This is a genomic window from Streptantibioticus parmotrematis (assembly GCF_019890615.1).
GTDB lineage: Bacteria > Actinomycetota > Actinomycetes > Streptomycetales > Streptomycetaceae > Streptantibioticus_D > Streptantibioticus_D parmotrematis.
The window spans coordinates 23,983-45,470 of record NZ_JAINVZ010000022.1 but is presented as its reverse complement, the minus strand read 5'-3'; the positions used below and the strand labels follow the sequence as shown (position 1 = coordinate 45,470).

Annotated in this window: 13 protein-coding genes; 8 read left to right on the top strand and 5 right to left on the bottom strand. The window is 73.4% G+C overall.

The window, feature by feature from the left end; translation table 11 throughout:
* Nucleotides 1-68: 68 nt before the first annotated feature.
* Complete coding sequence (locus K7472_RS25600) at nt 69-1,277, bottom strand: NAD(P)-dependent malic enzyme (protein WP_222980920.1); 1,209 nt, start codon at nt 1,275-1,277, stop codon at nt 69-71.
* A gap of 407 nt (nt 1,278-1,684) precedes the next feature.
* Here K7472_RS25600 and K7472_RS25595 point away from each other — a divergent pair, with 407 nt between their 5' ends.
* Entirely contained in the window at nt 1,685-2,647 is a 963-nt protein-coding gene (locus K7472_RS25595) for a zinc-binding dehydrogenase (protein ID WP_222980919.1), read from the top strand.
* A 54-nt stretch (nt 2,648-2,701) separates the two neighbouring features.
* Here the strand turns inward: K7472_RS25595 and K7472_RS25590 are convergent, their stop codons facing one another.
* From K7472_RS25590 to K7472_RS25580, 3 genes are all read right to left on the bottom strand, one after another.
* Complete coding sequence (locus K7472_RS25590) at nt 2,702-3,652, bottom strand: PadR family transcriptional regulator (RefSeq protein ID WP_222980918.1); 951 nt, start codon at nt 3,650-3,652, stop codon at nt 2,702-2,704.
* 1 nt (nt 3,653) lies between these two features.
* Nucleotides 3,654-4,502, bottom strand: a complete 849-nt coding sequence (locus K7472_RS25585; protein ID WP_222980917.1) for a DUF4097 family beta strand repeat-containing protein — start codon at nt 4,500-4,502, stop codon at nt 3,654-3,656.
* Nucleotides 4,503-4,614: 112 nt separating this feature from the next.
* Entirely contained in the window at nt 4,615-4,797 is a 183-nt protein-coding gene (locus K7472_RS25580; protein WP_222980916.1) for a DUF6104 family protein, read from the bottom strand.
* Between the two features lie 690 nt (nt 4,798-5,487).
* Between K7472_RS25580 and K7472_RS25575 the strand changes: the two genes are divergently transcribed.
* The 7 genes from K7472_RS25575 to fxsT all read left to right on the top strand — a co-directional run bounded on the left by K7472_RS25575 (nt 5,488) and on the right by fxsT (nt 17,441).
* Nucleotides 5,488-5,928 (top strand): CU044_2847 family protein, encoded by a 441-nt coding sequence (locus K7472_RS25575; protein ID WP_222980915.1) that lies wholly within the window; start codon nt 5,488-5,490, stop codon nt 5,926-5,928.
* A gap of 12 nt (nt 5,929-5,940) precedes the next feature.
* Nucleotides 5,941-7,962 (top strand): VMAP-C domain-containing protein, encoded by a 2,022-nt coding sequence (locus K7472_RS25570; RefSeq protein WP_222980914.1) that lies wholly within the window; start codon nt 5,941-5,943, stop codon nt 7,960-7,962.
* Nucleotides 7,963-8,161: 199 nt separating this feature from the next.
* Entirely contained in the window at nt 8,162-9,199 is a 1,038-nt protein-coding gene (locus K7472_RS25565) for an AAA family ATPase (protein ID WP_222980913.1), read from the top strand.
* A 6-nt stretch (nt 9,200-9,205) separates the two neighbouring features.
* Nucleotides 9,206-12,508 carry an SAV_2336 N-terminal domain-related protein gene (locus tag K7472_RS25560; protein WP_222980912.1) on the top strand — a complete coding sequence of 1,101 codons (3,303 nt, stop codon included), beginning with the start codon at nt 9,206-9,208 and terminating at the stop codon, nt 12,506-12,508.
* A gap of 130 nt (nt 12,509-12,638) precedes the next feature.
* Nucleotides 12,639-12,884, top strand: a complete 246-nt coding sequence (locus K7472_RS25555) for an FxSxx-COOH-like cyclophane-containing RiPP peptide (RefSeq protein ID WP_222980911.1) — start codon at nt 12,639-12,641, stop codon at nt 12,882-12,884.
* Nucleotides 12,885-13,087: 203 nt separating this feature from the next.
* Nucleotides 13,088-14,329: an FxsB family cyclophane-forming radical SAM/SPASM peptide maturase gene (locus K7472_RS25550; RefSeq protein WP_222980910.1), complete on the top strand. Its 1,242-nt coding sequence runs from the start codon at nt 13,088-13,090 to the stop codon at nt 14,327-14,329.
* 124 nt (nt 14,330-14,453) lie between these two features.
* Nucleotides 14,454-17,441 carry an FxSxx-COOH system tetratricopeptide repeat protein gene (gene fxsT / locus K7472_RS25545; protein WP_222980909.1) on the top strand — a complete coding sequence of 996 codons (2,988 nt, stop codon included), beginning with the start codon at nt 14,454-14,456 and terminating at the stop codon, nt 17,439-17,441.
* Nucleotides 17,442-17,522: 81 nt separating this feature from the next.
* Here fxsT and K7472_RS25540 read toward each other — a convergent pair whose 3' ends face one another.
* Complete coding sequence (locus tag K7472_RS25540) at nt 17,523-21,383, bottom strand: multifunctional oxoglutarate decarboxylase/oxoglutarate dehydrogenase thiamine pyrophosphate-binding subunit/dihydrolipoyllysine-residue succinyltransferase subunit (RefSeq protein WP_222980908.1); 3,861 nt, start codon at nt 21,381-21,383, stop codon at nt 17,523-17,525.
* Between the last annotated feature and the right edge of the window lie 105 nt (nt 21,384-21,488).

Sequence of the window (21,488 nt, the reverse complement as noted above, 5' to 3'; positions counted from 1 at the left end):
TGGCCCCGGACGTGCGGGAGGCGGGCGTGATCCCACGCCCGCCTCGCCGTGTTCTTCCGGTCGTACGACTACCTGCGCGCGACGCCCTCCGCGCGGGCCGCCGCCGCGACCGCCTTCGTCACCGCGGGGGCGACCCGCTCGTCGAAGGGCGACGGGATGACGCAGTCCGCCGCCAGCTCACCGTCGACCACCGCGGCCAGCGCTTCGGCCGCGGCGATCTTCATGCCCTCGGTGATGCGCGAGGCGCGCACCTGGAGGGCGCCGGCGAAGATGCCGGGGAAGGCCAGCACGTTGTTGATCTGGTTCGGGTAGTCGCTGCGGCCGGTCGCCACGACCGCGGCGTACTTGTGGGCGACCTCCGGGTGGATCTCCGGGTTCGGGTTGGCCATCGCGAAGATGAACGCGCCCTTCGCCATCGTCGCCACCGCCTCCTCGCGGACCGTGCCGCCGGAGACGCCGATGAAGACGTCGGCGCCGTCGAGCGCCTCCTCCAGGGTGCCGGTCAGCTCCGCGTTGTTGGTGAACGAGGCCAGCTGCCGCTTGACGTCCGTCAGGTCGGTCCGGCCGACGTGCACCACGCCCTTGCGGTCGGTCACCGCGACGTCGCCGATGCCCGCCTCGACCAGGATGCGGGCGATCGCCACGCCCGCCGCGCCCGCACCGGAGATGACCGCGCGCAGCTCGCCCAGCGAACGCCCGGTCAGCCGGGTCGCGTTGCGCAGCGCGGCCAGCGTCACCACGGCGGTGCCGTGCTGGTCGTCGTGGAAGACCGGGATGTCGACCCGCTCCTGGAGCTTGCGTTCGATCTCGAAGCAGCGGGGCGCGGAGATGTCCTCCAGGTTGACGCCGCCGAAGGAGGGCGCCAGCCGGACCACCGTCTCCACGATCTCGTCCACATCGGTGGTGGCCAGCGCGATCGGCACCGCGTCCACCCCGCCGAACTGCTTGAAGAGGATCGCCTTGCCCTCCATCACCGGCAGCGACGCCTCGGGACCGATGTCGCCCAGGCCCAGCACCGCCGTGCCGTCGGTGACCACCGCGACCACCTGGGAGCGCCAGGTGTACTCGTGGACCAGCTCCGGCTGCTCGGCGATGGCGGTGCAGACCTTGGCGACGCCCGGCGTGTAGGCGAGCGACAGGTCGCCGCGGTCACGCACCGGAACCGTCGCGGTGATCTCCATCTTGCCGCCCCGGTGCAGCGCGAACGCCGGATCGATCAAGTCCTGCTCTTCCTGCATGTCGCTGTCGCTCCGGGGATTGACGATCTCCGCTGCCACAATTGACCCCTTTGTCTAATTTTCGTATGAGGGTACGGCCGTCGCCACCGGTCGCACACGGGTGACGGGGCCCTGGAAAAGAGGGGTGAAGGGTCCGTTCTACCGGAAGGAGGTTTCCGCTGACGAGTCGGTATAGGTTCCCTGCCGTGTCTCGGCCCCAGGTCGAGCTGAGGGGATGCCCCGGAACGAGGCGTGCTCGACGCCGACGACGGCGGGACGACCGGGGTGAGGGACTCGGTCTGCGGTCGCCCATCGTGGTCCGGCCATGGTGTACCGGCCCGATGAGGCTTCGGGGATCGCCCGTTCGTCGATTTTGCCACACGTCGCCGTACGGTCACGGGGTGAGTTGCGTCGCTTCCCGGAGCGGGCCCTGGCCGCTCCGGCGCGCCACGGCTACGTTCATGGTCATGTTCGCCGCCTACGCCGCATCGATCGACCGCGACCAGCCGCTCAACGGCCTCGAACTGGGGGAGCGCCCCGACCCGGAGGTCCGTCCCGGCTGGACCACCGTCACCGTGGAAGCGGCCTCCATCAACCACCACGACCTGTGGTCGCTGCGCGGGGTCGGGCTCGGCCAGGAGAGCCTGCCGATGATCCTCGGCTGCGACGCGGCCGGACGCGACGAGGACGGCAACGAGGTCGTCGTCCACTCGGTCATCGGCCAGAGCGGCCACGGCGTCGGCCCCCGCGAGCCGCGCTCCATCCTGACCGAGCGCTACCAGGGCACCTTCGCCGAACGCGTCGCGGTGCCCGCCTGGAACGTGCTGCCCAAGCCGAAGGAACTGTCCTTCGCCGAGGCCGCCTGCCTGCCCACCGCCTGGCTGACCGCGTACCGCATGCTCTTCACGAACGCGAACGTCCGCCCCGGCGACTCGGTGCTGGTGCAGGGCGCGGGCGGCGGCGTGGCGACCGCGGCGATCGTGCTGGCCCGCGCGGCCGGCCTGCGGGTCTACGCGACCAGCCGCGACGAGGCCAAGCGGGTGCGCGCGGTGGAACTGGGCGCGCTGGAGGCGTACGAGCCCGGCGCGCGGCTGCCGCAGCGCGTCGACGCGGTCATCGAGACGGTGGGCGCGGCCACCTGGTCGCACTCGGTCAAGGCACTGCGGCCCGGCGGCACCCTCGTCATCTCCGGCGCCACCAGCGGCCCGAGCCCCAAGGCGGCCGAACTCAACCGGATCTTCTTCCTGGAGCTGAAGGTGGTCGGCTCGACCATGGGCACCAAGGACGAGCTGGAAGGTCTTCTTCACTTCTGCGCCACGACGGGCGTGCGGCCGGTGATCGACTCGGTGCTGCCGCTGGACCGGGCGCGCGAGGGGTTCGAGAAGATGTCCCGCGGCGACCTGTTCGGCAAGGTCGTCCTCACCGTCTGAAAGAACCGCGCGCGGCGCGGCCGACCCCCGTACGGCCGCGCCCTCGCGCGCGGTTCAGCCCTTGTCGTGCAGCAGCCGGGCGATGTGGGCCGCGGCCGTGGACAGATGGCGGCGGGCCTCGCGCAACTGCTGGGCGGTCACGCCGTGGTCGCGGGCCGCGTCGCGCACGTCGTCGCGGAAGCGGTCGAGCAGCCGTTCCAGGTCGCGGCGCGGGTCGGCGGACGGCTCACCGGTCTCGGCGGCCCACTCCGGCCTCGGCCCCGGCTCGTCGGCGCGCTCCACGGTGACGTCGGCCTCCGGTCCCGCGCTCGCGGTCTCCTCCTGCGGCGGGCGGCCGAAGCGGCTCATCTCGCGGGTGAACTCCGCCAGTCCCTCGCGCATGGCGCTCTGCAGGTCGCCGCGGCGGGCGTGATCGCGCACTTCGTCCTGCACCTTGCGGACGATCCGCTGCATCTCCTCGACCGCCCGGGACTGCGCCTCCTTCGCCTGCTGGCGCGCGGTGCGGGCCTCCTCCTTGGCGCGACGGCTCTCCTCCTTCGCGCGGCGCGCCTGGTCCTTCCACTCCTGCTTCCAGAAGCGGAACTCCTCGGTGCCCGCCTCCTCCACGCGGGTGCCGCCGTGTGCCTGCCGGGTCGCCTCGCGCAACTCCCGGCGCAGATCGCCCGCGACGCCGCGTGCGTCGTCGCGGATCTCGGCGGCCAGCTCCGAGACCGAGTCCCGGATCTCCTGCTCCAGGTCCACCAACTCGCCCTGGCGGGACGCCAGTTCGGCGCGGCCCGCGTCGGTGAGGGAGTAGACCTTGCGGCCGCCCTCGGTGGTGTGGGTGACCAGGCCCTCCTTCTCCAGCTTGGCCAGCCGCGGGTAGACGGTGCCGGCCGAGGGCGCGTACAGGCCCTGGAAACGCTCCTCCAGCAGCCGGATCACCTCGTAGCCGTGGCGCGGGGCCTCGTCCAGCAGCTTGAGCAGGTACAGGCGCAGGCGTCCGTGCGCGAAGACGGGGGCCATGTCAGGCGTCCTTCCGCAACGAGAGGGGTTCGTCGGTCTCCCGTGGCGGCCTGCGCAGCAGCGCGATGGCACCCGAGACGGTCGTCGCCTTCAGCAGCGCGTCGCCCTTGCCGACCCGGCCGGAGATGCGCTTGGCACCCCACTGGCCGGTGACCCGCAGCTCCTCGAACGCGCAGGTGACCGCGCCGCTGGCGGTGTTGGCGTCCACCCGCGCGTCACCGGGGTCGGGCAGCCGGATGGCGATCTCGCCGGAGACGGTGTTGAGGTGGACGTCGCCGCCGCCCGCCGGGTCCAGGTCGAGTGCCATGTCACCGCTGACGGAGTCCGCCTTCACCCGTGCTCCCGTGCCCTCGACGACGGTCAGGCCGCCGGAGACGGTGCTGAACTTCAGGTCACCGGAGAGGGTCTGCGCCTCCAGCGCCCCCGAGACGGTGCTCGCGTCCACCGGGCCGCTCACCCCTACGAGGGTGGTGCCGCCGTTGACGCCACGCACCGCCGTGCGGCCGCTGATGCCGGTGACCACGGCCTCGGCCGAGACCACGCCGACCTCGACCCGGGTCGCGGCCGGGACGGTCAGCGAGACCACCGCGTGCCGCTTCCAGCTCTTGCGGTCGAGCCAGCCCAGCAGGCCCTTCCAGGGCAGGTCCTCGTACGCGATGGTCAGCTCGGAACCGTCCCGGGTGACGATCAGCGGCGGCCCGTCGACCTCGGAGACCTCCAGGCACGCGCCGGGGTCCTCGGTGCCGACGACGTTGACCGTGCCGCCGACGATCCGGACGTGGAGATCGGTGACCGGCCCTTCGAAGGGGATCTTCTGCCGTTCCGAGACGGTCCAACTCTGCGCTGACATCCAGGCCTCCCGCTGGCGACTGCGACGACGCAACATATCGCGTCGTCGACCTTCACGATATATCGCGTATCGCGAAAGTCAAGGCGCCGCGTGTGCGGGGGTGCGGCGGCGGCTACTCGTCGTCGTCCTCGTCGTCCAGCCGGGCCAGCCAGGTGGCCAGCCGCTCCACGGGGATCTCGAACTCCGGGTTGAGGTCCACGAACTCGCGCAGCCGCTCCGAAAGCCACGCGAACGTGACCTCCTCCTCGCCGCGCCGGCTCTCCAGCTCCTCGATGCCGCGATCGGTGAAGTACAAGGGGTGCTCCGCAGGTGATGAAGGGGTGAAAGGGGTGTTGGGGGCCAGGATAGGTGGGGTGCGGGGGGTTGTGTGGCGGGGTGGCCTGCGGCTTTACGGGGGTGTGGTAGCCGGGGTCCTTGTGCGGAGTGTCGCGTCTGCGCCGCTTCGCGGCGGCCTGGTGGGCGGAGGGTTACGTCTGCGCCGCTGCGCGGCTTGAGGGGCAGGAGGGGAGGGGCTCCTGCGCTGCGCGCTCCGCTTGATGGCCGTTCGCTTCGCGCCCGGCTCGGTCTGGCCGGGGTCGCAGGGTTCCTGGTCTGCGGATTGGTTGTCACCCCGTTGTCGGTGACAAGGGTTTTCGTCAACCTGGCATGCCGGAAAAGCTTGTCTCCGGCAACGGGGTGACAAGCGTTTCCCGGACTACGCTGCCGGTCGCGCAGCGGACGGCCCTCAGCGCAGCGCGCAGCGCGTTAGCCCCCCGCCCTTCCGCCCCCTCAAGCCGCGAAGCGGCGCAGACGTAACACTCCGCCCAAACGGGCCGCCGCGCAGCGGCGCAGGCGTGACACTTCGCGAAAGCAGGCCCCATGCAGAGGCCCGCCACGGAGCGACCCGGCGCGCAGCGGGAACCTCTCGCGCCCCCGGGCTTCAGCGGGCTAGCCTGATCTTGCGTCAACTTTGCTTACGGGGTCCGCGGGTTGGAGGGCGGTGGCGATGGGGGAGCTCGCTCGGCTGATCGAATTGCCGGACGGCACGCAGGTGTGGGCCCGGATGTCGCCCGTGCCGTTGCCGGACGCCGCCGATGCGGAGGACGACTACGGCGACTACGAGGACGTCGGCGCGCTCGACGGCGCGATCGCCCGGGTGCGCAACCTGCGCGCGCTGATCACCGGGGTCGCCGCCTCGGTGCGGGACGCGGCGGCGCAGGCCGCGCCCGACGAGGTCAGCGTGGAGTTCGGGGTCGAGTTCGCGGTCAAGTCCGGCGCGATCGTCAGCGTGCTGGCGGACGGGGAGGCGACCAGCGGCCTGAAGGTCACGCTGACCTGGCGGGACCGGTTCCGCGAGCCCGCCCCCGTACCGACGCAGCAGCAACAACCGCCCCAGCCGCCGCCCCTGCCGGCCGTGCCGCCCGCGCCCGGAGGCGGCGATGCCTGACGGGGGCCGCGGGTGAGCCCGCCGTCCGAGGCCGAGAGCAGACTGCGCGAGCTGGCCCGAGAGGTCTCCGTCGCCATCCAGGCCGCCCCGTACGGCACCGCGCCCTTCTGGGGCAGTGGACTGCTCGTCGCGCCCGAGTGGGTGCTGACCTGCGCGCACGTGCTGGTGCGCAAGGACAGCCTGGGCCGCAAGCGCTGGGCGGGCGACCACGAGATCGGAGTGCGGATCGGCGAGCGCACGGTGCCGGGCCGGGCGGTCTACGCGTTACCCGACCCGGACACGATGACGGCGGGGCGGGAGTTCGGCGACGAGCGGGAGTACGAACTCGCCCCCGATCTCGCCCTGATCAGGCTCACCCAGCCGGTCCGGCACGGCTGCGTGTGGCTCAGCGACCGCGCGGTGCCGCCGGTCAGCGCCCGGGTCGCGGCGCTCGGCTGGCGCGGGCCCGGCGGTGAACTCGAACCCTGGGACGGCACCTGCACCGTCCCCGGCAACGACTCGCTGCACGTCTTCCGGCTCGGCCCCGACTCCGAGATCCCGGCCGGCGTCTCCGGGAGCCTGGTGGTCGACCTCGCGCACGGCAGGGTCGTCGGCGTGGTCAAGGCGCGGCGTCGCACCCGTGACGGCGGCAAGGCGGTGCTGCTGACGGCGCTGCGCGCGCTGACCGAGTCCGAACCGCTCGCTCCGGCGCTGGCGTTGGGCGCCGACCCGTACCAGGAGCTGGTGCGCGCCCACGACCGCTGGCACTACGAACGCCAGCAGCCCCGGGCCTCGGCCCGGGCGACCTGGATCGACGTGCAGGGGCAGCTGTCCGACGTGATCGGCGAGTGGACCCCGTTCGACCGCGCCCGCGCCCTCGGACTGCTGGCCGAACTGCCGCCGCCCAGCAGCGCCGGTGTCGTACAGCGCCTGGTGGAACGGGTGCTGGGGCCCGGCACCGTGCACGATCCGCTGCCGGTCGCCTGGCGGGACGGCCACGGGCTGCTGTACGAGCCGGACGACGGCAAGCAACTGCTGGCGTTCGTCACCTACTTGACGCTGGTCGCCGACGAGGTGCAGTCGCAGGATCCGGAAGGCGCCGCGCGGGTACGGGAGTTCGCGATGAGCCGGGCGATATCGCTGCCCGCGCCGGACCGCCAGCGGCTGGTGGAACTGGAGCGCGCCGATCCCGAGCGGGAGGGCGGCGCAGGGCCCGCCTCGGTGCTGGTGGCGCTGGCGCCAGTGGTGTGGGAGGAGAACCTGCCGGTGCGTTTCCGCTGGGAGATCCAGCTGGTGCGCTCGGCCGAGGACCGGCAGATCACCACGGTCTGCGACGAGCGCGACGGCGTGGAGTTCGACGAGGCCGTCGCGCAGGTCCAGGAACCGCTGGCGCTCGCCCTGGACCGCGCCGACCGCTCCGGCCACCCGGCCACCGTGGAGATCGCGCTGCCCGTCCACCACTTCGACACCGCCGCCCATCTGTGGGTGCCCGGCGGAGGGCTGCGCGACCGGCCGCACCGCCCGGCCCGGCCGATGGGCGCCCGCCGGCCGGTGGTGATGCGCGACGTGGAACGCGTGCCGCCCACCCCGGAGTGGCGCGAGCGGTGGGCGGGGCTGGGCAGGCGCGGAGGGCTGACCCCGTTGCCGTTGCAGGTGCTCGACCGCACGCCCGGATACGGCAAGTTGCGCAACGCGCCGCCGGAGTCGGTGCCCGTGCTGTGCGGGCCCGCAGGGCAGGGCGAGGGCCTGAGCATCATGATGGACGTGCTCGACGCGGGCCACGGCGTGGCGCTGTGGCGCGGTGCGCCGCACCCGCGTGCCGAATGCGGCCCCGACTGCGTGGCGTTCCGGCACGTCACCGACGCGTTGCTGGCCGGGGTCGGCGACGCGGCCGGACTCCCCGAGGCGGTACGGGCGTTGCGCGCCCAGGCGCACGATCTGCGCCAGGGCGCGCCGGACGGGCGGCCGTCGTGCGCCGAGCAGTTGGTGCTGCTCTACGACGACGCCGACGCGCCGTTGCCCGATCTCGGCGCGGGGTACGGGGCGCACGCGTGAGGCGCTCCCACCCGCGTCCGGAAACCGTCGTTGGAACCGTCCTGGCTGGGTACTGTCATAGAAGGGGGTTCCGCGTGCGGTATCCCCTTGTGTGCGTGACGGACACGTATGTGCGCGCGAGCGCGTGCGGCGTGCGTGACCGCGGCGGCAGTGCCCTCGAACCCCGGGCCCCGGCCCGTACCGCGACGAGGAGCGCGATGTGAACGAATGGCTGATCTACCGAGGCACCGGCCAGCCCCACGGGGGGATAGACCGTCTGCCTGCCCCGCCGCCGTGGCGCAATTTCGACGGGCACCCGGTGGTGAGCGCCCCGGCGCCGATCGACACCGCGTCCACCCGCAGGCTCGGCCTCCAGCAGGACCTGGCCGAGCAGTACCGCCCCCGGCCGACCGAACTGGAGCTGGTCAACGCCGCGTTGTATCTGCGCAGGCCCCTGCTGGTCACTGGTGAGCCGGGGTGCGGCAAGAGCACCCTCGCCCACGCCGTCGCGCACGAACTGGGCCTGGGCCGGGTGCTGCGCTGGCCGATCGTCAGCCGCACCGTGCTGCGCGACGGGCTCTACCAGTACGACGCCCTGGCCCGCCTCCAGGACCTCCAGCTCGCCCGCACCGCGCAGCCGGAGCAGTGCCTCGGCCCCGGCACCCAGGAGACCTCGCCCGGCGACGGCATCGGCCGCTACATCCGGCTCGGCCCGCTCGGCACCGCGCTGCTGCCCGCCGCCCGCCCCCGGGTCCTGCTCGTCGACGAACTCGACAAGAGCGACATCGACCTGCCCAACGACCTGCTCAACGCCCTGGAGGAAGGGGAGTTCGCCATCCCGGAGCTGGAACGCATCGCCGACCGCCACCCCGAGGTCGAGGTGCAGGACGACGACGGCGGCCGGGTCACCGTGCGCGGCGGGCGGATCCGCTGCCGCGCCTTCCCGTTCGTCGTGCTGACCAGCAACGGTGAACGCGACTTCCCCGCACCGCTGTTGAGGCGCTGTATCCACCTGCGGCTCGACACCCCGGACGAGGACCGGCTCGCGGCGATGGTCCGCGCCCACTTCGGGCCCGAGGCCGCCGAGCGCAACCGGGCCATCATCCAGCAGTTCCTGGACCGCAGGCCCGGCGAGCAGCGCTCCGCGGACCAGTTGCTCAACGCCATCTACCTCACCCAGCAGGCCGGGGACGAGGACGTCGGCACGCGCGAGCGCCTCGCCGACGAACTCATGCAGCCCCTCAACCGGGTGAGGTGAGCCGTCGTGGCCCCCGGCTCGGACCTGTTCGCGCAGCTCGTGGCGAGGCTGCGCCGGGCGGGGATCGCCACCGACGCCGAGGGGCTGGCGGACGCGCTGTGGTTGTCGGGTCAGATGGCCGCAGGCGACCCGGACGCGGCCACGCAGGGGCAGGATCCGGCCACAATCGGTGACGACCGGTCTGGTGCGGTGGACGGTGCCGGGACGGGCGATCAGGCGCCGCCCGGGCACGACGCGTCGACGGGCGACAGGAGCGGCGAGGGCGACGAAGGCGGCGACGGCGCCGACGCGGCCAACCCGACCGTGCCGATCCACGCCGTGCGCGAGACCGAGCCGATCACGCTGGACGAGGCCCTCCAGATCCGGGTGCCGGTCGCCAACGCGTTCCCCCAACTGCTGCCGCTGGAGCGGGCGTTGCGTCCCCTGCAACGCTACCGGCCGCACGTCAGGGCGCGCCGCGGCAGCGAGCTGGACGAGATGGCGACCGCCGAGACCAGCGCCAGGAGCGGCCACATACTGCCGGTCTTCCGCGAGGTCAGGCGGCGCGACGCGCGGCTGCTGCTGGTCATGGACGACTCGCCGTCGATGGTGGTCTGGGACCAGATGCTGGAGGAACTGCGGCTGGTCTGCGAGCAGGTCGGCGCGTTCCGCGACGTCGCCGTGCACTACCTGCGCCCGCGGCCCGACGGCGAACCGGGGGTGGCGGCGGGACGCGGCGGGGACGAGACGCTCTCCCCGGCCGACCGGCTGCGCGACCCGACCGGGCGCACCGTCACGCTCCTGCTCAGCGACTGCTCCGGGCTGCTGTGGCGGCGCGGCGCGGCGCAGCGGCTGCTGCACCGGTGGGCGCGCACCGGCCCGGTCGCGGTGCTCCAGCCGCTGCCGCAGCGCATGTGGCGGCGCACGCTGCTGCCCGCCGAGCCCGGCGTGCTGCGCGGGACGTCCGCGGCGGGCGGTCGCCTGGAGTTCCTGCCCCGCAGGCGCCGTTCGCCGGAACACTCGCCGGGGGCGCTCGCGGTGCCGGTGCTGTCGCCGACCCGGGGCGCGCTGGGCGCCTGGGCGCACGCGGTGTCCGGCACCACCCTGGCCACCCTCGACGCCGCCGCGGCCTGGGTGCACGACCGGCACGTCGGCGCCGCGCCGCCGCCGCGCCGCGAGCGCACCGCGGAACAACTCGTGCAGGACTTCCAGGCGGTCTCCTCGCCCGCCGCGCAGCACCTGGCGGTGTACCTGTCGGCGGCGCCGCTCGCGTACCCGGTGATGCAGCTGGTGCAGCGCGCGATGATGCCGCAGACCGGACCCATCGAGATGGCCGAGGTGCTGCTCAGCGGGCTGCTGCTGCGGCAGGAGGACACCCCGGCGGAGACCCTGCGCCGCGAGGGCGGGCCGTGGTACGACTTCGCGCCGGGCGTGGAGGAGGTGCTGCTGCGCCGGCTGGGCCTGGGCGAGGCGACGCTCGTGCTCAAGCACTGCTCGCTGTACGTGGAGCGGGTGTTCGGCCGCAGGGCGCGCAACTTCCCCGCGATGGTGGTCGGTTACCTCTCCGGCGAGGGCGGGCCGCCCGACCCGGGGGAGAGCGGCGGCGTGCCGGTGCCCCGGCCGTTCGCCGAGGTGCCGCAGAAGGTGCTGCGCCGCTTCCAGCCCGGCGGCGTGGGACCGGCCGTGCTCGACGCGTACGGGCAGGACCCGGCGGCGGTGGCGGTGCCGTCGGGCGGGGTGCCGTTCGGTCATCAGGGGCGGGTGGTGGAGGAGGCCCGCGAGCGGCTGGCGAAGTTCCACGAGCGGCGCACGATCCGCGACCTGTGGGAGGCCATCCGGTTGCTGCGCACCGCGCCCGCCGACGAACGGCAGCCCGCCAGGACCGTCCCGCTGCGCACGCTGCTCGCCGAGTGCCTGCTGAGCCTGTGGGAGGCGCGGCAGGGCGACGACGCGCTGGCCGAGGCGGAGCGCACCGCGCGGTCGGCCGCCGAACTCGCGGACCGGGCCGCGGTGCCGGACGCCGCGGCGGGCCGGGCGCACCTGGTGCTGGGCCGGGTGCTGCGGGTCGTGGCGGGCCAGTCGCCGCCGCACTCCGCGGGCGCCGCGCGCTCCCTCGCCGACGCCGACGCGAGCCTGACCCGCGCGGAACACTTGCTGCTGGGCGCGCCGGACGACCTGCTCGCGGCGCGGTTGTGCCTGGTGGACGTGGCGAGGGAGCGCTACGCCCTCACCGGTGACCGCCATCTCCTGTACGGCGCCCAGGCGTTGCTGGACGTCGTCCTGGAGTCGTGGCCGCCGGACGCCCCGATGCCGCGCGGCCCGCTGTCGGTGCGCGGCGCGCTGCTGTCGGCGCTGTCCGAGGACGCGACGCGGCGGGACGCCACCGACGAGGCGCGGGCGTTCGCCCTCCAGGCGGTGGCGGACTTCGAGACGGTGGCGGACGCCGACGCGACGAGCGAGGAGGCGCCGGAGCGCGCCTCGCGGGTCGCCGCGCTGCTCGACCTGGCCGCCGCCCGTGCGATGGCCGCCGGTGACCAGGGCGCCCCGGAGGCCGTGGAGGACCTGGAGCGGGCGTTGCGGTGCGCGCACGACGACGGCGATCTGCGGCTGGAGTGCCTGCGCCGCCTCGGACTCGCGCACGCCGCCCGCTACGCCCGCACCGCCCGGGTCACCGAACTCGCCGAGGCGGACGACGCGTTGGCCGCCGCCCAGCGCCTGGTGGCCACCGACGACCCGGCCCGCGCCGACCTGCTGGTGGACCGCGGCAGGGTGCTGGTGGAGTGGGCGGGCCGGGGCGGCGGGATCGCGGTGGCCACCGACGCGGTGCGGGTGCTGCGCGAGGCGCTGGCGCAGACGCCGGAGAGCCATCCGCTGCTGGCCGAGCGGCGGTTGCTGTTCGGCCGGGCGCTGCGCCGCCGGAACGAGGCGGGCGGCGCGCTGACCGACCTGCACGAGGCCGAGTGGATACTCGCCCGCGCCGCGCGGGCCGCCGCCGACCCGGCCCGCGCCGATCCGGCCACGGCGGCCGAGGCGTGGCTGGAGCGCGGTGACGTGCTGCTCGGCCTCGCCTCGGGCGCCCCGGAACGGCTGGACGCGGCGGCCGAGTCGTACCACCGCGCGGCCGGGCAGGCGGCGTCGGCGGGCGATCAACTGCTCGGCGCGCGCGCCCACCACTGCCGGGGCACGGTCCTGGAGGAGACGGCGGGCCCGGCGCGCGCCCTGGAGTCGTACCGCGCGGCCTGGGCGCTGTGGCAGCACGCCGGCGCGGCCAGGGGACCGCAGGCCCGCTCCACGCTGGAGCGCATGCGGGCGCTGGGCGACACCGTGTGACGGGCGGCGCGGTGACGGGACGGACGGGACGACAGTGGGCGAGAGGTTTCCCGGCGGCCACCACGGGGGTATCCCGGTCCGGTCGGCTCGACGGGCGGTCGGCTCGACGGGCAGTGAGGAGTACGGCGTGATGAACCATGCGGTCGGCGCCGCGCCGGGCGGTGCCGGGGCGACGCTCCCCGAACCCGGCCACGGCCCGGCCCCCAGCCGCGAGGCGCTCCCCGACTTCACCGGGGTCGACCTCGACGACCTGCTGCCGCGCGTCAGCCATCCGGCGCTCGCCGCCGTGCTGCCCGGGCTCGCGGCCCGCTCCCGCAGGCCGGGCGAGGCCGCCGCGTACCACGAGGACGCCCCGGACATGCGCGCGGTGGACTGAACGCCCGCTCTACGAGGACGCGTTGGGCGGACATCCGGTCGCAGTGCTGGCCGAAATCGTCAGGCTTTGAGTCAACGAGCGTGCCTAACCGGTCAGTTGTGGTCACGAAACGTTTTTCCAGCCTGCCGCGCGGCGATGCCCGGCATGGGACCGCCCGCCGACGGTCGACAGCGGGGGATGCCCGCCGGACAGGAGGTGACGCCGTGCCCGCAGCCGTGCCCCTCGTACCCTTCGCGCCCCGCGCGCCCTTCCGGCAGTTCGTGCTCAAGGTGCGGGGCCGCTGCAACCTCAGCTGCACCTACTGCTGCCTCTACCACGGCCGTGACACCGGCTGGCGGGACCGCCCGGCGCGGGTGAGCGAGGCCACCATGGCCCGCACCGCGCAACGCGTCGCCGAACACGCCCGCGCCCACGGCCTGCGCGAGCTGCGCATCGACCTGCACGGCGGCGAACCCCTGATGTCCGGCCCCGGCGAGGTGCTCGCCTACACCGCCGCGATCCGGGAGGCGGTCGGCCCCGACCGGGTGGTGCACGCCGCCGTGCAGACCAACGGCACGCGGCTCACCCGCTCCGCCCTCGCCCGGCTCACCGAGGCGGGCATCGGCGTCGGAATCAGCCTGGACGGCGGCACCGCCACCCTCAACCGCCACCGCGTCGACCACGCCGGACGCCCCTCCTGGCCCGCCGCCTCCCGCGCCGCCCGGCTGCTGGCCGAGCACCCCGAGGCGTACGCGGGACTGCTGTGCGCGGTCGACGTGCGCGCCGACCCCGCCGAGGTCTACCGCTCCCTGCTCGCGCTGCGCCCGCCCCGGCTCGACCTGCTGCTGCCGCACGCCAACTGGTCCAGCCCGCCGCCGCGCCCCGAGGACGCCCCGCGCTCGGCCACCCCGTACGGCGACTGGCTCGCCGCCGTCTTCGACCTGTGGTGGAACCGCGACCCGGACGAGCGGCCGCACCCGCGCGTGCGGCTCTTCACCGAGATCGTCGGCCTGCTGCTGGGCGTGCCGAGCGCCACCGAGTCGGTGGGCCTGTCGCCCACCGTCGCCGTGGTCGTGGAGACCGACGGCTCGATCGCCCAGATCGACTCCCTCAAGGTCGCCTACGACCGCGCCACCGTCACCGGACTCGACGTCCACCACCACAGCTTCGACGAGGCGCTGGCGCACCCCGGCATCGCCGCCCGCCAGCTCGGCGCGGCCGCGCTCGCCGCCGTCTGCCGGGGCTGCCCGGTGGTGCGGGTGTGCGGCGGCGGCAACTACGCGCACCGCTACCGCGAGGGCTCGGGATTCGCCCACCCCTCCGTGTACTGCGCCGACCTCGAACGGCTGATCCGGCACATCGCGCACGCCCTGTCGTCCGCGCTGCCGCACGACACCGTGCGCGCGTCGGCGGCCCCGACGGCCGCCCCGGCGGCGGTGAACTCCACACGGGTGGACGTCATCTGACGTGGCGTCGGCCGGTCGCCGGTCACTTCGGCTATCGTGCGAAGACCACCCTTGGAACTGTTGGAACCCCGTTGGAACCCGAGCGGCCCGCGGGCCGCGACCGGCGAGGTGAGGGGAGAGTCCCATGGCTCAGCGGACGTCGGACGGGCAGGAAGCCGACCACTTCACCATCAGCCACGCCGGGTACAACCGGCCCTGGGCGACCTGGATCGCCCACCAGCTCGAACGCCTCGGCCACCAGACCTCGTTGCTGCGCTGGGACCCGCCGCTGAGCGTGCCGCTGACCGACGCGCTGCGCGACCTGCTCGCCGCGCCCGGGCGCGTGCTGCTGGTGCTGGACGACTGGTACTTCTCCCTCGGCCCGCGCACCGACACCGAGTGGACGCAGGCGCTGGGGGAGGTGGTGCCCGCCGACGCCGAGCGGTTCGCCGCCGTCAGCGTCGCGACCCGCGCGCTGCCGCCCACCGCCGCCGCGCTGCGCCCGGTCGACCTGCGCGACCTCGACGAGCACGAGGCGCGCCGCCGGATACTGCGCAGGCTCGGCATCGACCCGGCGACCCAGGCCGACGAACCGGCCGGCGCCGCCGTCCCGCGCTTCCCCAACGACCCCCCGGCGGTGTGGAACGTACCGCGCCGCAACGTGCGCTTCACCGGCCGCGACGCGGTGCTGGAGGAGATCCACCGGCGCTTCGAGGAGGGCGGAAGGCAGGGCGCCCGGGTCGCGTTGCGCGGCATCTCCGGCGTCGGCAAGAGCCAGATCGCCATCGAGTACGCGCACCGCTTCGGCAACGACTACGACATCGTGTGGTGGGCCAACGCGGGCTACCGCGCCACCGCCCGCGAGCAGTTCGCCGACCTCGCCCCGCGCCTCGACCTGCCCGCGGGCCAGGAGCTGGGCGAACGCATCCGCGCGGTGCACGAGGCGCTGCGCACCGGACGCCCGTACCGCCGCTGGCTGATCGTGCTGGACAGCGCCGACGACCTCACCCAGATCGAGGACCTGGTCCCCGAGGGCAACGGCCACGTGCTCGTCACCACCCTCACCCAGGACTGGGCCGCCGCCGGCAGCGTCACCGAGGTCGAGGTGGCGCCGTTCCGGCGCGAGGAGAGCGTCGCGTACGCCAGGCGCCGCGCGCAGCGGCTCACCGAACCGGAGGCCGACCAGCTCGCCGAGGCCGTCCAGGACCTGCCGCTGCTGCTCAACCAGACCGCGGCCTGGCTCGCCGCCAACCCCATGCCCGCCAAGGACTACATCGAGCTGATCCGGCGCGGCGAGGCCAACCAGATCGGCATCCGCATCTCCTCGGACTACCCGATGGGATTCCAGACGACCTGGTCGATAACGCTCAACACCCTCCAGGACAAGCACCCCGAGACCGTCGAACTGCTGCACCTGCTCGGGCTGTTCTCCCCGGAGGCCATCCCGGTCCGGCTCATCGAGTCGGCCCGCCCCGACAGCCTGCCCGAGCACCTCGCCGCGCTCGCCGCCGACCCCATCCGCTGGCACACCGCGCTGCGCAGGCTCTCGGAGTCCACGGCCGTGCGGATGGACTACGTGGAGGCGCACGAGTCCGAGCCGTTCGTGGACCAGGTCGCCATGCACCGGCTCTACCACGGCTTCCTGCTGTCCACCCTCAGCGAGGACCGCCGCGAGACCCTGGCCGCGGTCGCCGCCCGGGTGCTCGCCGACGCCGACCCCCGCAACCCCACCGACACCCGCTCCTGGGCCCGCTACGCCGAACTGCTGCCGCACCTGGAGACCGCGGGCGTGCTGTCCGGCACCGAACCCGGCAGCCGCGAACTGGTCCTCAACTGCGTGGAGTACCTGCGGGTGCGCGGCGAGAGCCGCACCGGCCTGCGGCTGTGCGAGCAGGCCGTGGCCCGCTGGCGCCCCCGGCTCGCCCCGGACGACCCCGACCTGCTGGTCCTGGTCCACCAGCACGCCAACATGCTGCGCCGCGCCGGGCGTTACCAGGAGGCGCAGGCGATGGGCCGGGCCGTCGTCGAGCAGCTGTCCGCGGAACGCCGCCCCGACGACCCCGACCTGCTGCGCGCCAAGAACGGCCTGGGCGGCACGCTCGTCGCCCTCGGCGCCTACCAGGAGGCGCACGACATCTTCGCCGACTCGGTCCGCGCCTGGAGCGAGATCCTCGGCCCCGAGTCGATGCGCACCATGCAGGACCGCAGCAACCTCGCCAACGTCCTCGCCCTGCTGGGCCGTTACGAGGAATCGCTCGCCGCGCACCGGGACATCCTGCTGGTGCGCGAACGGGCGCTGCGCCCGCGCCACCACCGCACCCTGCTGTCCGCGCAGCGCTACGCCTGGACGCTGCGGCTGCTCGGCCGCTACACCGAGGCCACCTCCCGCCAGGAGCTCAACGTCCGCGTGCTGCGCCAGGTCATGGACCGCTACACCCCGCAGTCGCTGTTCGCCGAGCACAACCTCGCCCTGTGCCTGCGCCGCGGCGGGGACATCGCGCAGGCGCACACGCTGATGGCGGGCGTGGTGGACCGCTGCGTGCAGCGGCAGGGACCCCGGCACCCGGACACCCTGCTGGTGCAGGCCGACTACGCGACGTTCATCCGGCAGCACGGCGACCTCGACCGGGCCCGGGAGCTGGCCACCACCGTCGCCGAGCGCTACCGCGAACTGACCGGCCCCGGCCACCCGTTCACCGTCGGCACCGAGGGCAACGTCGGCCTGGTGCTGCGCGCGTACGGCGAACGCGACGAGGCGCTGGCCGCCGCGGAACGCGCCCTGCACGGCATGACGGAGGCCGTCGGCGCCGCCCACCCCTGGACGCTGGGCTGCGCGCTCAACGCCTCCGGCGCCCGAAGCCTCGCCGGGGACGAGGAGGGCGCCCTCCGACTGAGCCGCGAGACCGTCACGCTGGCCAAGACCTCGCTGGGCGAGACCCACCCGCTCACCCTGTCCTGCCGGGCCGCGCTCGCCGACGACCTGCGCGCGCTGCGGCGCACCCAGGAGGCGTCCAAGGTGGAGACCGAGACCCTCCAGCAACTCGCCGAGACCCTCGGCCCGCAGCACCCGCACACCCAGTCGGTGCGCCGCAGGAAGCGCCCGTACTGGGACTTCGAACCGCAGCCCGGCTAGCCCGGCCAGCACGAAGAACGGCTGGAACGACGAAGGAGGGGCGGGGCCGACGGCCCCGCCCCTCCTTCACCACATCACGCGTCAGATCTCGAAGACCTCACGCACCAGCTGCTGCTGCTCCTGCTGGTGGCGCTTGGCCGAGCCCACCGCGGGCGACGAGGAGGACGGGCGCGACACCCGGCGCAGCCGGTCCGCGTTGTCCGGCGCCGCGCCGAGCACCAGGTCGAGGTGGTCGATCAGGTTGAGCGCGATGAACGGCCAGGCACCCTGGTTCGCCGGCTCCTCCTGGGCCCACACGAACTTCTGCGCCTTGGTGAACGGCGCCAGCGCGGCCTGGATCTCCGCGCCGGGCAGCGGGTAGAGCCGCTCGATGCGGATCAGCGCCACGTCGTCCGCCTTGCGGGCCTCCCGCTCCGCCTTCAGGTCGTAGTAGACCTTGCCGGAGCAGAACACCACCTTGCGCACGTCGTCCGCGTTGACCGTGTCGTCGCCGATGACCGGGCGGAAGCCGCCGGAGGTGAACTCCTCCACCTTCGAGGTCGCCGCCTTCAGCCGCAGCATCGACTTCGGGGTGAAGACGATCAACGGCTTGTGGTGCGGGTTGTGGACCTGCCAGCGCAGCAGGTGGAAGTAGTTCGACGGCAGCGTCGGCATCGCGATCGTCATGTTGTTCTGCGCGCACAGCGTGAGGAAACGCTCCGGGCGGGCCGAGGAGTGGTCCGGGCCCTGGCCCTCGTAGCCGTGCGGCAGCAGCAGCGTGACGCCGGAGGTCTGGCCCCACTTCTGCTCGGACGCCGAGACGTACTCGTCGACGACGCTCTGCGCGCCGTTGACGAAGTCACCGAACTGCGCCTCCCACAGCACCAGCGCCTCGGGCCGGGCCAGCGAGTAGCCGTACTCGAAGCCCATCGCCGCGTACTCGCTCAGCAGCGAGTCGTAGACGTTGAACCGGGCCTGCTCGTCCGACAGGTACAGCAGCGGGGTGTAGTCCTCGCCGGTGACCCGGTCGACCAGCACCGCGTGCCGCTGGCCGAAGGTGCCGCGGCGGGAGTCCTGGCCCGCCAGGCGCACCGGGGTGCCCTCCATCAGCAGCGAGCCGAACGCCAGCGTCTCGCCGGTCGCCCAGTCGATCGTGCCGTCCTCGACGGAGGCGGCGCGGCGCTGGAGCTGCGGCAGCAGCCGGGGGTGGACGGTGACCCGGTCGGGCAGGTTGACCTGCGACTCGGCGATCCGCTTGACGACCTCCTGGGAGATCGCGGTGTCCACGTGGACGGGGAAGTCCGGCAGCGTCTGCGGCTCCGGCGCCTCGGCCGGGGTGGCCTGGGTGGCCTCACGGACCTCCGTGAAGACCTTCTCCAGCTGGCCCTGGTAGTCCTGCAGGGCCTGCTCGGCCTCTTCCAGGGTGATGTCGCCGCGGCCGATCAGCGACTCGGTGTAGAGCTTGCGCACCGAGCGCTTCTTGTCGATCAGGTCGTACATCAGCGGCTGGGTGAACGAGGGGTTGTCGGCCTCGTTGTGACCCCGGCGCCGGTAGCAGACCAGGTCGATCACGACGTCCTTGTTGAACGCCTGGCGGAACTCGAAGGCCAGCCGCGCGACGCGGACCACGGCCTCCGGGTCGTCACCGTTGACGTGGAAGATCGGCGCCTCGATCATGCGGGCCACGTCGGTGCAGTACATCGACGAGCGGGAGGCGGCCGGGGCGGCGGTGAAGCCGACCTGGTTGTTGATGACGATGTGCACGGTGCCACCGGTGCGGTAGCCGCGCAGCTGCGACATGTTGAGGGTCTCGGCCACCACGCCCTGGCCCGCGAAGGCCGCGTCGCCGTGCAGCTGGAGAGGCAGCACGGTGAAGTCCGTGCCGGCCTTGCCGATGATGTCCTGCTTGGCCCGCGAGATGCCCTCGACGACCGGGTCGACGGTCTCCAGGTGCGAGGGGTTGGCCGCCAGCGAGACGTTGATCTGCTCGCCGTCCAGGCCGGTGAAGGTGCCGGCGGCGCCCAGGTGGTACTTCACGTCGCCGGAGCCGTGCATCGACTTCGGGTCGAGGTTGCCCTCGAACTCGCGGAAGATCTGCGCGTACGACTTGCCGACGATGTTGGCCAGCACGTTGAGGCGGCCGCGGTGCGCCATGCCGATGACGACCTCGTCGAGGCGCGACTCGGCCGCGGAGTCGATGACCGCGTCCAGCAGCGGGATGACGGACTCGCCGCCCTCCAGCGAGAAGCGCTTCTGGCCGACGTACTTGGTCTGCAGGAACGTCTCGAACGCCTCGGCGGCGTTCAGGCGGCGCAGGATCCGCAGCTGCTCGTCGCGCTCCGGCTTGGTGTGCGGGCGCTCGACGCGGTCCTGGATCCACTTGCGCTGCTTGGGGTCCTGGATGTGCATGTACTCGATGCCGACGGTGCGGCAGTACGAGTCGCGCAGCACGCCGAGGATGTCGCGCAGCTTCATCAGGGACTTGCCCGCGAAGCCGCCGACGGCGAACTCGCGCTCCAGGTCCCACAGGGTCAGGCCGTGCTCGGTGACGTCCAGGTCGGGGTGCTTGCGCTGGCGGTACTCCAGCGGGTCGGTGTCGGCCATCACGTGGCCGCGGACCCGGTAGGAGTGGATCAGCTCGAAGACCCGGGCGGCCTTGGTGACGTCGTCGTCGTGACCGGCGTCGATGTCCTGGCGCCAGCGGACCGGCTCGTAGGGGATGCGCAGCGACTCGAAGACGTGGTCGTAGAAGTCGCCCTCGCCCAGCAGCAGCTGGTGCATGATGCGCAGGAACTCGCCGGAGGCGGCGCCCTGGATGACCCGGTGGTCGTAGGTGCTGGTGAGCGTCATCACCTTGGAGACGCCCAGCTTGTTCAGGGTGTCCTGGGAGGTGCCCTGGAACTCCGCCGGGTAGTCCATCGAGCCGACGCCGATGATCAGGCCCTGGCCGGGCATCAGCCGCGGCACGGAGTGCACGGTGCCGATGCCGCCGGGGTTGGTCAGCGACGCGGTGACACCGGTGAAGTCGTCCATCGTCAGCTTGCCGACGCGGGCGCGGCGCACGATGTCCTCGTAGGCCTGCCAGAACTCGAAGAAGTTCAGCGTCTCGGCCTTCTTGATCGCCGCGACGACCAGCTGGCGGTCGCCGTTGGGCTTGACCAGGTCGATGGCGAGACCGAGGTTGACGTGCTCGGGCTTGACCAGGGTGGGCTTGCCGTCCTTCTCCGTGAAGGAGTGGTTCATCGACGGCATCGTCTTGAGCGCCTGCACCATCGCGTAGCCGATGAGGTGGGTGAAGGAGACCTTCCCGCCCCGGGCGCGCTTGAGGTGGTTGTTGATGACGATGCGGTTGTCGAACAGCAGCTTCACCGGGATCGCCCGGACGCTGGTCGCGGTCGGCAGCTCAAGGCTGGCGTTCATGTTCTTGGCGACCGCGGCGGCGGGACCGCGCAGCGTCACGTATTCCGGGCCGGACTCCGCCGCGCCGGTGGGCTGCTCGGCGGCGGGCTTGGCGGCCGCGGGCTTGGCAGCGGCGGGCGCGGGGGCCGCGGGAGCCGGCACGGGGGCGGGCTTGGCCGGGGCGGGCTGCGCGGGAGCGGCCTGCGCCGGAGCAGCCTGCGTCGCGGCGGGCTTGGCCGGGGCGGGGGCCGCGGGCTGCGCCGTCTGCTGTGCGGGGGCAGACGGAGCCGGGGCGGTCGCGGACACCGGGGCCTTCGGCGCGGCGGCCGGGGCGGCGGCCGTCTGCGCGGGCTGCGCGGCGGTCGCGGCGCTGTTGTCAGCCCCCGGCTTGTAGTCGGCGAAGAAGTCCCACCAGGCCCGGTCTACCGAGTTCGGATCCTGGAGGTACTGCTGGTAGATCTCATCGACGAGCCACTCGTTCGCTCCGAAACCGGCGACGGGGCTCGCGCCCTGTCCGTCGGGGTCGGTCGAGACACTCGAGGTGTTGGGGGACTGTGACGACACGGCGGCAACCGCCCTCTTCCGCTTCACAAGGTGGTGGACAGCGGAAATAAAGGCTACGCCTACCGGGAGGGTCGGCGCAGGTTACGAGGGGCCGTCGTCGCGTAC

What these genes read in the sequence shown, in the direction of transcription:
- K7472_RS25575 (WP_222980915.1), top strand. Translation starts at nt 5,488, where the DNA reads ATGGGGGAGCTCGCTCGGCTGATCGAATTGCCGGACGGCACGCAGGTG.
- K7472_RS25595 (WP_222980919.1), top strand. Translation starts at nt 1,685, where the DNA reads ATGTTCGCCGCCTACGCCGCATCGATCGACCGCGACCAGCCGCTCAAC.
- K7472_RS25555 (WP_222980911.1), top strand. Translation starts at nt 12,639, where the DNA reads ATGAACCATGCGGTCGGCGCCGCGCCGGGCGGTGCCGGGGCGACGCTC.
- K7472_RS25590 (WP_222980918.1), bottom strand. Translation starts at nt 3,652, where the DNA reads ATGGCCCCCGTCTTCGCGCACGGACGCCTGCGCCTGTACCTGCTCAAG.
- K7472_RS25585 (WP_222980917.1), bottom strand. Translation starts at nt 4,502, where the DNA reads ATGTCAGCGCAGAGTTGGACCGTCTCGGAACGGCAGAAGATCCCCTTC.
- fxsT (WP_222980909.1), top strand. Translation starts at nt 14,454, where the DNA reads ATGGCTCAGCGGACGTCGGACGGGCAGGAAGCCGACCACTTCACCATC.